Source organism: Sphaerospermopsis sp. FACHB-1194, assembly GCF_014696235.1.
GTDB classification, from domain to species: Bacteria; Cyanobacteriota; Cyanobacteriia; order Cyanobacteriales; family Nostocaceae; genus Sphaerospermopsis; species Sphaerospermopsis kisseleviana.
Window position 1 is genome coordinate 90442 of record NZ_JACJPU010000007.1, and the last position, 13658, is coordinate 104099.

At 39.9% G+C, this 13658-nt stretch carries 11 protein-coding genes and 1 pseudogene; 8 read left to right on the forward strand and 4 right to left on the reverse strand.

All coding sequences use genetic code 11. The features are described from left to right. Window positions 1-191 precede the first annotated feature (191 nt). A complete protein-coding gene (locus tag H6F45_RS06375) occupies window positions 192-2963 on the reverse strand; it encodes an efflux RND transporter permease subunit (protein ID WP_190346773.1) in 2772 nt (923 codons plus the stop codon). A 276-nt stretch (window positions 2964-3239) separates the two neighbouring features. Here H6F45_RS06375 and H6F45_RS06380 point away from each other — a divergent pair, with 276 nt between their 5' ends. Continuing rightward, complete coding sequence (locus tag H6F45_RS06380) at window positions 3240-3377, forward strand: hypothetical protein (RefSeq protein ID WP_162501890.1); 138 nt, start codon at window positions 3240-3242, stop codon at window positions 3375-3377. A 159-nt stretch (window positions 3378-3536) separates the two neighbouring features. Here the strand turns inward: H6F45_RS06380 and H6F45_RS06385 are convergent, their stop codons facing one another. The 3 genes from H6F45_RS06385 to H6F45_RS06395 all read right to left on the reverse strand — a co-directional run bounded on the left by H6F45_RS06385 (window position 3537) and on the right by H6F45_RS06395 (window position 7311). Then, the gene (locus H6F45_RS06385; protein ID WP_096571872.1) at window positions 3537-4136 is read right to left on the reverse strand and encodes a superoxide dismutase; all 600 of its coding nucleotides are present in this window, start codon (window positions 4134-4136) and stop codon (window positions 3537-3539) included. Window positions 4137-4455: 319 nt separating this feature from the next. Then, window positions 4456-6075 (reverse strand): bifunctional pantoate--beta-alanine ligase/(d)CMP kinase, encoded by a 1620-nt coding sequence (locus tag H6F45_RS06390; RefSeq protein ID WP_190346774.1) that lies wholly within the window; start codon window positions 6073-6075, stop codon window positions 4456-4458. Window positions 6076-6204: 129 nt separating this feature from the next. Next, complete coding sequence (locus H6F45_RS06395) at window positions 6205-7311, reverse strand: septal ring lytic transglycosylase RlpA family protein (RefSeq protein ID WP_137667901.1); 1107 nt, start codon at window positions 7309-7311, stop codon at window positions 6205-6207. Between the two features lie 806 nt (window positions 7312-8117). On the opposite strand from H6F45_RS06395, the gene glsA reads away from it, so the two are divergent. The 7 genes and pseudogenes from glsA to H6F45_RS06430 all read left to right on the forward strand — a co-directional run bounded on the left by glsA (window position 8118) and on the right by H6F45_RS06430 (window position 13632). Further along, a complete protein-coding gene (gene glsA / locus H6F45_RS06400; RefSeq protein ID WP_096571876.1) occupies window positions 8118-9077 on the forward strand; it encodes a glutaminase A in 960 nt (319 codons plus the stop codon). Then, entirely contained in the window at window positions 9074-9250 is a 177-nt protein-coding gene (locus tag H6F45_RS06405; protein ID WP_190346775.1) for a hypothetical protein, read from the forward strand. The genes glsA and H6F45_RS06405 overlap by 4 nt, the downstream gene beginning before the upstream one ends. A 148-nt stretch (window positions 9251-9398) precedes the next feature. Beyond that, window positions 9399-11414 carry a family 10 glycosylhydrolase gene (locus tag H6F45_RS06410; protein WP_137668555.1) on the forward strand — a complete coding sequence of 672 codons (2016 nt, stop codon included), beginning with the start codon at window positions 9399-9401 and terminating at the stop codon, window positions 11412-11414. 74 nt (window positions 11415-11488) lie between these two features. Further along, window positions 11489-11587, forward strand: a pseudogene (locus tag H6F45_RS26405) (DUF2887 domain-containing protein); the annotation flags it as partial. A 167-nt stretch (window positions 11588-11754) separates the two neighbouring features. Then, window positions 11755-12183, forward strand: a complete 429-nt coding sequence (locus H6F45_RS06420; RefSeq protein WP_137668556.1) for a DUF29 family protein — start codon at window positions 11755-11757, stop codon at window positions 12181-12183. A gap of 182 nt (window positions 12184-12365) precedes the next feature. Further along, window positions 12366-13187 (forward strand): TlyA family RNA methyltransferase, encoded by an 822-nt coding sequence (locus H6F45_RS06425; protein WP_190346777.1) that lies wholly within the window; start codon window positions 12366-12368, stop codon window positions 13185-13187. Beyond that, complete coding sequence (locus H6F45_RS06430) at window positions 13177-13632, forward strand: DUF29 domain-containing protein (protein ID WP_190346778.1); 456 nt, start codon at window positions 13177-13179, stop codon at window positions 13630-13632. The genes H6F45_RS06425 and H6F45_RS06430 overlap by 11 nt, the downstream gene beginning before the upstream one ends. Window positions 13633-13658 lie beyond the last annotated feature (26 nt).

A 13658-nucleotide genomic window follows, 5' to 3' on the forward strand; every position in this document is an offset into this window, starting at 1 on the left:
AAAACTAAAATCCTGTAAATCCTAAAATCCTGGACATCCTGATTCAGACAACAAAATTATAACACAAACCAACATCCTGTAAATCCCCTAATCATATCAATTAGATCCCCGACTTCTTGAAAAAATCGAGGATCTAACTCTGTCAACTGTCAACTGTCAACTGTCAACTGTCAACTGTCACCTGTCACCTGTCACCTGTCAACTGTCATCTTCTTTCTGGGAAACCAATCATCTAAAATGGCATAGACAACAGGAACAACAATTAAACTGAGAATAGTAGAAGTTACTAAACCACCAGCAATAGCAACGGCCATAGGCGATCGCAACTCAGAACCTGCACCAAAACCCAAAGCAATTGGTAACATCCCTAAAATAGTAGAGACAGTAGTCATCATAATCGGTCTGAGTCTCACAGGTCCAGCTTTAAGAATAGCTTCCGTGCGTTCCAAACCTGAGAGACGTAATTGATTAATGTAATCTACCAAAACAATCGCATTTTTATTAGCAAGTCCTAGTAAAAACACAAAACCAATCAAAGAAATCATGCCAAAATCACTCTTAGTCAAGAGTAAAGCTAACATTGCTCCCACCACAGCTAAAGGTAAAGAAGCACCAATCACTAAAGGATCTACCCAACTTCTAAACAGTAAAATCAAGACAACGATAATACACAACGCCGATAAAATCAAAGTGGAAATAAAACTACTAAAAACCTCATTTTGTTTAGCAGAATCTCCACCTAAATCTAAAGTAATATCAGCAGGTAAAATATCTTGAGCTTCAGCCACAATTTTATCTGTAGCATTACCCAAAGTTAAATCCTGACCCAAATTAGCACTGACATAAGCTACCCGTTGTTGGTTGAGTCGTTCAATCTGAAAAACTTGATCTGAATTATTTGTTTCACCTGTAACTGTAACATCTGCAAATCCTGGAATTTTCGTAATGCGATCTTTAATTTTTTTAGCCGCTTGATTCAAAGTTTTCAGATCATTACCACGAAGTGCTATTTGTAAAGGTTTTTCCCCACCAGTATCCACAAATTGAATATCTTCCACACTGGTAGACACACCAGGAAGTTGAGGTAAACTTTGCCGCAATTGATCTTGTAATTCTGCGGTTTTAATTGTGCGGTTTGCCTTCAACTTGACATAGAGAGTACCCTTATTTGGTTCACCTCCACGAGAACCAACCGTAGTAAACACAGTTTCCACATCTGGGTATTTTCTTACCTCCGCTTCCAGTTTTTTTGCCACCTCTAAAGAGTCATTGAGAGGGTTAGGAATGGGGACTGGGGACTGGGACGTTATTTCCTTTCTGTCTTCTACCTGGTTGGTGAGCGAAGTCGAACCACCCCTGCTTCTTAACTGCTGTAAAGCTTCTAAATCAGGGATTTTCGGCAAAGGAGCAGTATAAGTAATATTAAATTCACCCCGATCTAACTTAGGAATAAAACCCTTGGGAATAAAAGGAACTAGGGCAATTCCAGCAACAAAACTGAGTACAGCTAAAGCAATAACTATTTTTCGGTGATTCAAAGACCAAGCTAATAAATTGCGATAAGCTTCAGTAAAATAAACCCCAATATTTGCTAAACCCACCCAAGAACTCTCTGAAACCTTCTTCCCTTCCTGTTCTTTGCGCCCTTCGTGGTTCAATTCTCTTTTCTTAACAGGTTTGAGCCAATAAATAGATAAAACTGGTGATAAAGTCCGCGCCACCAATGTAGAAGCAATATAAGCAGCAGAAACCGTAATTCCAAAAGGCTGGAAAAATTGTCCAACTACTCCACCCATCAAACCAATAGGCAAGAAAACAGCTATAGCTGTAGCAGTAGTAGCAACAACCGTTAAACCAATTTCATCGGTAGCTAAATGTGCCGCTTCACGGGGACTTTGCCCTTCTTCAATATGCCGTAAGATATTTTCCACATCAATAATGGCATCATCAATCACACTACCAATAACCAAAGCCAAAGCTAACAACGTAATTGTTTCTAAGTTAAAGCCGAAAAAGGCCATCACAATAAACGTTGCTAACAAAGATGTGGGAATAGCTAAAGCAGAAATTAAAGTTGCTCGCCAACTCCATAAAAATGGGAAAATGACGACAATTGCTAAAATGATCGCTTCCATCAACGCATCTATGGTTGACTGGGTAGCTTTGCGGATATATTCTGCTTGGGTAGCGGCTAGGGTAAATTTGACATCTTTGAAAGTAGAGCGCAGGTTTTCTACTTCCTGTTCTACGCGACTGACAACTTCTAAAGTATTAGCATTACCACGTTTAATGACTTGAAAAGCTAGTACATCTTGACCATTAAATCTGACTAAATTTCCGCCCCCTTGAGGTAAGGCCGCAGTGGCATTGGTAGGATTGAGAGGAGGTGATTTTGGTGGAGTGCCTAGCAGTGAGACTTTGAGAACTCCTGGTAATTTGGCGATCGCAGGGACAATTTTCTCATCTGCCAATTTTTGCAAATCATCCAAACTGCCAGACTCGCTTTCAATGGCATAACTAATGACTGATGACTCATTCAGGTTTAAAGGAATAATCTGATAATTAGCTCCTTCAGGCAGTTTTAAATCCTTGAGTGCAGTTGTAGTATTTTCCGTAGAAGTTTCTAAATTTGTACCCACTGCAAACAACAAGCTTACAGCAGTTTGCCCCGGATAGCTGGAAGAACGGATATTTTCCAGACCTGCCAAGGATTTGAGGCTTTCTTCTATTGGTTTAGTTAACTTTTCTTCTGTCTCTAAAGCCGAAGTGAGGGGTGCTTGAGCATTAACCACCACCACGGGAAAAGTAATATCGGGGAATAGGGCGTATTTGAGAGAACTAAAAGCCAGAATACCCGCTATTGTCACCCCGATCCAAAAACACACCGTCAACCACGAAAATTTAATTGCCCATCTGGATATATTAAAAATTTCGCGTGCGGATTTTGAGTTAGTCTGTACCATCTTGGAAATTAGATTATCGCGTGGCTGACACAATCATTTAGTTATGCTACATTAACCGTCCACCTTTTAGTCAGTTTTGCAAATCGCTATATTCCCAGTGTTTTGGATCTGGGAATATGAGCGATCGCCTATATCAAAATGCTGATGTTCAATAAGTTGAATATTTCTAAAGTTGTAGTTATAAGTCCCCAGTCCCCAATCACCAATGTGGACAGTTTCTCAACACGGCTTCCAGTTTCCTAGCAACATCCACAGAATCACTTGAAAGGATTAGGAATGGGAAGTGAAGATGGTAAAACAGCTACAGCAGCAGCACAAGAGGAATTTTTTTACCCTCTTATGTTCATTCCTCCTTGTCCCCGTAGCCTTCCTTGTTCTGGTAGTTGTCCTGGTTCTGCTTGCGCCAATAGTTAGAGATCATGAACACGAGGAGCAGGTATAAACACATTAAACTCGCATCTGTCAAATTTGGCAATAAAGCCTTGAGAAATCAGGGGGTGTGAGAGCGCAAATTAAATTAAAAATCCCCTGCTGGTTAAGCATGGGGATTTTCCCTAAAAGCTTTATTCTTAATTAAGCAGCTAGATTTGACGCAGCAAATTCCCAGTTAACCAAGTTATCCAAGAAATTTTTGATGAATGCTGGACGTGCATTTCTGAAGTCGATGTAATAAGCGTGTTCCCAAACGTCGATGGTGAGCAGTGCCTTTTTACCATGAGCTAGGGGGTTTTCTGCGTTGGGTGTTTTCATGACTTTGAGTGTACCACCGTCATCAACTAACCAAGCCCAACCGCTACCAAACTGGGTTGCAGCCGCAGTAGAAAATTCTTCTTTGAATTTGTCGAAGCTGCCAAAGTCTTTATTAATTCTCTCGGCTAGTTCACCTGTGGGAGCGCCACCACCTGCGGGTGTGAGTGAGTTCCAAAAGAAGGTGTGGTTCCAAACTTGAGCCGCGTTGTTGAAAATGCCAGCTTTGGCAGGATCTTTGAAGGAAATTTGAATTACTTCTTCGAGGGACTTATCAGCAAGTTCTGTACCATCGGTGAGTTTATTGAGGTTGTCTACATAAGCTTTGTGATGCTTACCATAGTGATACTCAAAGGTTTCACCTTTCATGCCATATTGCTCTAAAGCATTAAAGTCGTAGGGTAGGGGAAGCTGTGTAAATGCCATGTTTTCAAGTCCTCTCTTTATTGTTTTCCAGTTAAAGCTATTGCCAAAAACCAGAAAATTTCAGGTTTTGTATTGAGTCAGTTTTATATCCTTGATATTGGGACACAAAACTTAACATGGCTATTCTACTACCAAAGTGAACCTTAAACCACTGCACTTTAGTAATAACCCAGATTTCTAGTTCTCTAGTTGGGGCTGGTAATGGGTAATGGGTAATGGGTAATTGGTAATTGGTAATTGGTAATTGGTGATTGGGAAATCAAAAATTATTGTGAACTCCTGAACTCCTGTAACTCCTGAATCCTGAATTCTGCGGTAATTACCGTTGAGACAAACGATCCTGGTAATAATTAACAATTCGCGCTGCCACCTCACCAGGAGTAAGTCCATCGGTTTGCACTTCCACTGCATCGGCGGCTTTCCGCAATGGGGAAATTTTGCGAGTGCTATCTTTATAATCTCGTTCGGCAATATCCCGTTCGAGTTGTTCTAAACTTACTTCCGGTTGCCCTTGTTTTGTAAAGTCCTGCTGACGACGACGGGCGCGTTCACTCACAGAAGCAGTTAAGAAGATTTTCACTTCTGCATCTGGGAAAACATGAGTACCAATGTCTCGGCCTTCAGCTACTAAACCACCCTTTTTCCCCCAGCTTTGTTGTTGTTGAACCAGGGCTTTGCGGACTGTATTTTGCGCGGCGATCGCTGATACTTTTGATGTCACCTCAATGCTCCGAATTTCTTGAGTGACATCAATACCATTAATCCATACCTGTACGGGAAATTGTATATTTTGACTAGGAGTAAGTTCTATTTTACACTGGTTGGCTAATTCAGCAATACTGCATTCATCATCAATATCAATGCCGTTTTCCAGCACTAACCAAGTGATAGCACGGTACATTGCACCAGTATCTAAATAAACTAACCCTAGTTGGTTTGCCACTTGGCGAGCCACGGTAGACTTACCCGCACCAGCAGGACCATCAATGGCGATAATCGGTTGGCGTAGCCCGTTGTAGACATCGCGCAAGATGGTATTATCAATCAAACGTGTAGAACCTAGACGGGCTGCGATCGCCAGCATTCCTTCCTCCTCAATTTTTCTTAGAAACATCAATGTAGTCGGTTCAACCAATTCAATATATTCCACATAGATAGTGCTGACTTTTGCGATTTCTTCCCACACCAATGCTATCAGCTGGCTGCTGTTGCGAACGCCAGCACGAAACGCCGCTTCAGCTTGCTGCAAGCCTTTAAATAACACTGTTGCCTGATCTTTTTCCGTTGCAGTCAAATATTGATTACGAGAACTCAAAGCTAAGCCAGACGCTTCCCGCACCGTTGGACAAGCAACAATTTCTACTGGCAAATTTAAATCAGCCACCAGACGTTTAATAACTGCTAGTTGCTGGCCATCTTTTTCACCAAAGTAAGCTCGATCAGGCTGTACCAAATTGAAAAGCTTGGTGACAATTGTCGCCACACCTTGAAAATGACCCGGCCGATATCTACCACACAAGCTACTTATCATACCAGATGGAGGGATTACTTGTGTCACTTGATTTTCTTGTATATTCTTCTGAGCAATTCCCATTTCTTCCGGAGTAGGGGCAAAAATCGCATCAACTCCCGCTTGTTCACACAATTTTCGATCTTGCCCTAAAGTCCGAGGATAGCGTTGATAATCCTCATGTGGTCCAAATTGTAGGGGATTGACAAAAATACTAACAATCACAGTAGAATTTTCTTGCCTAGCTTGTTGCATTAGGCTTAAATGACCTTGATGCAGTCCGCCCATAGTGGGGACTAAACCAATTTTTGTAGGATACCAAGTAGTCTGATCATCAAATAATAGCTCGTCTGAAAGTTTAATATTACTTTCCCTGCGACGTTGATTTAAATAGCAGCGTAAAGCTGCAACTGTTGTCAGCAAGCGCACAAAATACCCCTAGTTCTTCTCTATCCTCTCCCCCGTTAGTTTATATCTAAAATTGGGGTGAGAGATGAATGAACTAGGGGTATGAAACAATAGTGAAGAGCGAAAAAGAATTTTTACTGTGAAAGGGTGTTATCTTCCCAACACCTCAATACGAACGGGAGCAAGTCCACTGCTCATCATTCCTAATATCCGGGCTGCACCCAGAGAAAGGTCAATAACTCGACCACCGATGTATGGACCACGATCATTAATTCGCACAACTACAGACTTACCATTCCGGGTGTTAGTCACACGAACTTTTGTTCCCATAGGTAAACTACGATGGGCTGCTGTCATTCCTTCGGGATTATATCTCTCACCGTTGGCAGTTTTCCTACCTGCCCAATCATAACCGTACCAAGAAGCTATACCCTGGAAGTTGAATTTGATGCGACCGGCAACTTGTTGCGGTAGCTTGGGCATGGAAATGGTGGTACGTGGTGGTAAGTTGGCAATTTCGCTGATGGGAGATGCTTGGCCTATGAGTCTCCGCAGGCGATTGGTTGCTTGTAATGCATCTTGTGCTAGATTATTTGTAGTATCTGATAGTTGGGTGGATTCATTGATTTCCACCAATTCTTTACCGTTGATTTTGATGGTGTAGCTATCAGGTTGCTGTTCAACAGAGAAGCCTTTGTCTTGGGCTTTATTATGATTCACTGGAGATTTTTCCCCTGTTTTCCAGCTGACGATAATTTTGCTTGCGTCTGCATCCTCCCGCATCAACTGGTTGATTTTGGAGGCTAATAAGCTGGCTCTGTGTACTGGGTCATCGGCAATAATGGAGCTAGGAGATTTGCTCACATCCATTACACTTCCCACACTGGCTACCTTAGCTGAGTTACTGGCGGCAGGGATATAAGATTTAACGCCTTGGCTATTTCCAATTGTTCCCACTTTTGTTTCCGCACTTTTGACTGGGTTAGAACCCAGAAAGGTAAGAACGGGAATATTTCGGATGTAAAGGGTTGCCGCTTGACGACCTTCAACGCTGTGAGGATGAATTTGTGTGTTCACAGCATCTAAGGTATTTTCCTGTGTCGGGGATTGGTACTCTCCCACTTTCACTGCATCAGCTACGGCAGATGCTTGGGTAGTTGGAGAGTTTCCCTTGGTGGTTTGAGTACGACCCACTGCGGGTACACTCAAAACAGACAGAAACACAGCGACAGTAGTCCACAAATGTCTTTGATTCATGCTTCCGATTTTAAAGCGACTCTAGAACTTAAAGTTTTGTAATTCGAGTTTTGTGGTTCATGGCTTTTTCACCTGTGTTGGTGAATGAACCTGAAACTCGAACTCGTTCCGCTTTCACTTTTTGTTTATAACTGCAACAGAGTAACATGAACTTTTGGGCTTGGGGATCAGGGTTTTAGCGTAAGTCTTGCGCTGGTTTCCTCAATTCTTATTGGGTTTTATCAGTCAAAACCTTTTGCAAATCAGGTTTTTGGATTTGTAACATTTTTTTTCGGGATATGAATAATTTTTTATGAACATGAAATATGAAGTTGATTTTCGCTTAAGTTCTTAATAGCTTGATTGTTTGATATCAGCTTTGTAATCATAGTAACATATATAACTCAAATTTTCAATATTTTTAGTATTTATTAGAACTTAATATTTTAATTATCAATATTTATACTCATAATTGATATTTGCTCGATTTGAAGAAATGAACCAAAAAAACTATGAATAATCAATGATTTTTCTGAAAAAAATACGTTTTTTATTTTCAGAGTCGAATAAAATATGATACAAAGGCTATTTGAAAATATTGGTAAATATAGTATTTTTTTAAAATTGATTGTTCAGTAATTTTGAGGTTGACAACTATCTATTTTTAGTAATAAGCATTGGTTTCATCAAAAAAAAGTAATGATGGGAAAATAGAGAAAAGGTTGTCAGTTTGTAAAGTAGACTTTTTTAAGTATAAAAAACTACTTTTAGCTGATAAACACAACTAATCCATCAACTATCATATTTATTTGCAAGTTATCAGCCTTATGGCAAACTCACAAGATCGAGAAACAGGTTCATCACCATTTTTAGAAGTTCTCAAAGATTTGCATTCCCAGTACAAATCACTGCAAGAGGGTACAGTCGCAAACTACATTCCCGAACTAGCAAAAGTAAACCCCAACTTATTTAGCATCTGTATTGCTACTGTAGATGGTCAGATTTATGAAGTTGGTGATTATCAACAGCTATTTACTATCCAGTCGATTTCCAAGGTGTTTATTTATGGACAAGCTTTAGAAGATCATGGACGGGATTATGTGTTAACTAGGGTAGGAGTAGAACCGACTGGAGACGCATTTAACGCGATTATTCTTGATGAACAATCAAAGCGACCCTATAACCCGATGGTAAACGCAGGAGCTATAGCCACTACCAGTTTAATTAAAGGTAATGGAGCGACAGAACGCCTTAATCGCTTATTAGAAATGTATAGGCGTTATATTGGACGAGATGTATTTGTAGATATTTCGGTATTTACTTCCGAACGCAGTACAGGACACCGCAACCGCGCTACTGCCCATCTTATGCTAAATTTTGGCATGATTGACCAAAATATTGAAGAAGCACTAGATTTATATTTTCAACAATGTTCTGTGATGGTAAATTGTCGAGATTTGGCGGTGATGGCTGCTACTCTCGCTAATAAAGGAGTGAACCCGATTACCAAGGAAAAAGCGGTAGACAGTTGTTATATCAAAGATATATTGAGTGTGATGTATACCTGTGGGATGTATAACTTTGCGGGTGAATGGGCTTATAAAGTAGGAATTCCAGCGAAAAGCGGCGTTTCTGGGGGAATTATCGCCGTTGTTCCTGGTCAGATGGGAATTGGAGTGTTTTCACCTCTGCTAGATGGGCGTGCTAACAGTGTGCGGGGGGTGAAGGTGTGTGAGGAACTGTCTCAACGCTTGGGGTTACATTTGTTTGAGTGTAAAGGAATGTGATTAGGGACTGGGGACTGGGGACTGGGGACTGGGGACTGGGGACTGGGGACTGGGGACTGGGGACTGGGGACTGGGGACTGGGGACTGGGGACTGGGGACTGGGGACTGGGGACTGGGGACTGGGGAAGCAGGGGGAGAATATTAACTTTTGCCTCCTGACTCCTGACTCCTGACTCCTTGATCTCCTGACTCCTGACTCCTGACTCCTGACTCCTGACTCCTGACTCCTGACTCCTGACTCCTGACTCCTGAATCCTGACTCCTACCCCTTGCCTTCTGTTGCTAAATTAACAATGGATGTAACTCTACCAAAAATCAACAATGGTATCTAATACTGCATCATTTCCCGATATTCAAAATCATTGGGCGCGGTTATTTATTCAGGCTTTAGCCCAACGGCGAATTTTAAATGGCTATCCTGACGGTAGTTTTCGCCCTAATACCCCTGTTACTCGTGCTGAGTTTGCGGCGATTATAGCTTCTGTACTGACAACAACCAAAAAACGGGATTATGTACCTTTTGGAGATGTACCTGTTACACTTTGGGCTAATAGTGCAATTAGAAAAGTTTACGAAACTGGATTTTTGGTTGGCTACCCTGATCGGACTTTTCGCCCTAATGATAGTATTTCCAGGGGTGATGTTTTAGTTGCGATGGTTAATGGTTTGGGAATTGCTAGTCAAGTCCAAGCTGATTTAGTTAGTAGTTTAGGACAAATCTATCAAGATGCGGCTACAATTCCTAACTATGCTATCAATCAGGTGGCGATCGCCTCTCGTGTTGGTTGGGTAGTGAGTTATCCAAATATCAAATTACTTAATGCCAGAATGGCTGCGACTCGTGCTGATGTGGCTGTGATGGTATATCAAGCTTTGGTATATCTGGGAAGGGCGGAAAAAATTGCTTCTGAATATATAGTAGTACCACCATCGTCTGGAAACCAACCCAGGACTGTAAGGGTAAGTCATAACCGGGAGTTCCGGGGTGCTTGGATCACCACTGTGTGGAATAGTGATTGGCCTTCCAAACCAGGGTTGAGTGTTGAACAGCAGAAAACGGAATTACTGCAAATTATTCAACAATTACAATCTTTAAATTTTAACGCCCTAATTTTACAGGTGCGGCCAGAAGGGGATGCTTTATATGCTTCTAATTTAGAACCTTGGAGTGCTTGGATTACGGGAACTCAGGGAAAAGCACCAGAACCATTTTATGATCCTTTGGAATTTGCGATCGCTGAATGTCATAAACGCAACATTGAACTTCATGCTTGGTTCAACCCATATCGCGCCAAAACTACTACTAAAAGCGGGTTTAATGTCGGTCCCCATATAGCTATTACTAATCCAGAAGTTGTTTATCAATGGGGTAATCAGTTATGGATGGATCCTGGCTCAAAAATTGTTCAAGATCGAGCTTATAATGTGATTATAGATGTTGTCAATCGCTACGATATAGATGGCATTCATCTTGATGATTATTTTTATCCCTATCCTATATCTGGTCAATCATTTCCTGATCAAAAAACTTATGGAGTTTATCAAGCTAATGGAGGTAAACTCAGCTTAGAAGATTGGCGAAGGGAAAACGTTAATCAAATGGTGTTGCGTTTATCAGAAGGAATTAAAAAAACTAAATCTCATGTTAAATTTGGGATTAGTCCTTTTGGTATTTATCGCCCTGGACAACCACCGGGTATTGTTGGTTTAGATGCCTATAATGCCCTTTATGCTGATTCTAAAAAATGGTTGCAGGAAGGTTGGATAGATTATTTAGCACCGCAACTTTATTGGCGGACTGATCAAACACAACAAAGTTATGAAGTGTTGTTGAACTGGTGGACTCAAGTCAATACTAAACAGCGACATATTTACGCTGGTAACAATATTTCCAAACTAGATGGGAAAGCTTGGAAAAATTCGGAAATTGAAAAACAAATTCTCATTTCTCGGAACTTAGCTAAAAATTTGTCCTTGGGAAATATATTTTTTAGTATGAATTCTATCAAAGAAAATGTCCAAGGTATTGCTGATCAATTTAAACAGGTTTATTATTCTCGTCCGGCCATAATTCCTACTATGTCATGGCAAAGTCAAAATCCTCCTTCTCCTCCCAAAGAAATTAAATTTGAAAATGGTAGATTAAATTGGGAAAGAGGTGATGATAAACCTGTGCGTTCTTGGACTCTTTACCGTCAAAGTGGCGATAATTGGATCATTCAACGCATTTTGTCTGCTGGTACTACTTTTGCTACTGTACCACCGGGAACTTATGCGGTGTGTGCAGTGGATAGGTTGGGTAATGAGAGTGTGGGTGTAGTAATTACTGTAACTTAATCTGAGGAAGGCAGATGATTATGGCGATCGCACTTTGGCTATTTTGGCAAGGTGCGTTTTTTAACTTCTGTCTAGAGGTGAAGTCTCAACCCAAACAACAACAAATATTAGAAATCATCGAGACAATTTTAATTTACAAATTTCCAAGAATGAAGAGGGAGGAAATAGAATCAAGGGTAAAATACAGTAATGGTAAGTTTGGGTTTTCTGTGCAGAAACGGATTTACAGCACTTACCGGTGTTATGAGGTACAGAGATGAATCATAAAACTCTTGTGGTGCGGGCATCTTGCCCGCTACTGGTGTACTTCACTCACTGAAAAGTTACTAAGTATGAAATTATGGAAGAAATATTAAATCTCAAAAATCTACTCCTACAAGGTGACTTTCAAGGTGCATTAACTATAGTTGAAGAATTAGAAGAAATGAGTCGCAATGATATTATCAAAACCATTCGCAGTTATGCAATAATTTTACTCATCCACCTCATTAAACAACAAGCGGAAAATTGCTCAACTCGTTCTTGGGAAGTTTCCATTAGAAACTCAGTGAGAGAAATTCAACGGGAAAATAAACGCCGTAAATCTGGAGGTTATTTTTTAACAAAAGAAGAATTATTAGAAACTTTAGCAGAAGCTTATTTAAATGCTATTGATGAAGCTTCCCTAGAAGTCAAAGAAGGTCTTTATGAAGCAGAGGAATTAGAGAAACTGGTGAATAAATCAGAAATTATCAATTATGCTTTAGATTTAATACTACCAGAAAACTAACAAAAATTAAATAAGGTAGGTTGGGTTGACGTTAGGAAACCCAACATTTACTTACTTTTGTTGGGTTGCGCTGTCGTTTATATTGGGATAGGTTGACGTTAGGAAACTCAACATTTACTTACTTTCGTTGGGTTGCGCTTTCGCTTAACCCAACCTACAAACTACAAAATAACAAAAAATAAATGAAACAAAGACTAGATACACTATTAGTAGATTTGGGTTTATCTCCTTCCCGTCAACAAGCACAAAGACTAATTCAAGCCGGCGAAGTCATGGTAAACCAAACAATAATTGATAAACCCGGAACAGAAGTAGATAAAACCGCAGAAATTCAAATTAAAGAACGTCCTCCTTTTGTTTCCCGTGGGGGTGAAAAACTGGCTAAAGCATTGAAATTTTTTGGTATTTCCGCAAATCAAAGAATCTGCTTAGATGGGGGAATATCTACCGGCGGTTTTACCGATTGTTTATTACAAAATGGTGCTGCACAAGTTTATGGAATTGATGTAGGTTATGGACAAGTTGACTGGAAAATCAGAAGTGATGAAAGAGTAATTTTAAAAGAACGTACCAATTTACGAGAACTACAACCAGAAAAATTATATCCTGAAGGGGCAATATTTCCAGATTTAGCTGTTGTAGATGTTTCCTTTATTTCCTTAACCAAAGTTTTACCAGCAATTTGGCGTTTAACCCAAGCACCAAGGGAAGCAGTTTTATTAGTAAAACCACAGTTTGAAGTTGGTAAAAATCGTGTGGGTAAAAAAGGAGTAGTCAGAGATCCAAAAGATCATGGAGATGCGATTTTTCAAGTTTTACAAACAGCGTTAGAATTAAAATGGAAATATCTGGGTTTGACCTTTTCTCCCATTACTGGACCTGCGGGAAATATTGAATATCTTTTATGGTTAGGGATGGAAAGTGAAACCCAACCACCAGACTTAACAAGCATCCAAGAAATGACTAAAAACGCTGTACAGGAGTTGACAAAAAATGAGCAATAATCATCAATTAAGTTTAAAAACCTTGTATGAACAAGATTATCAATTGTGGTTAGATGGAACAATTGAAAATTTAAAGCATCGTAACTTTGATAACTTAGATATTGATTTATTAATAGAAGAAATAGAAGAAATGGGTGGCAGTTTAAAAGATGCTTTAGAAAATAATCTCATTGTCATTTTAGCCCATCTCTTAAAATGGAAATATCAACCAGAAAAACGTTTAGGAAGTTGGAAAGCTAGTATCAAAGAAAATCGTCGGCGAGTGAATAAATCTATACAAAAACATCCCAGCTTAAAAAATTATTATGAAAGTATTTTTTCAGAAAGTTACTCTCCTGCCGTAGATTGGGCAATAGAAGAAACAGGATTATCACCTGATATTTTCCCAGGAAAATGTCCTTTTACTCCTGAACAGGTGCTAGATAGTGAGTTTTTACCTGAGTGATTGATAATTATTGAAAATAAAATTAA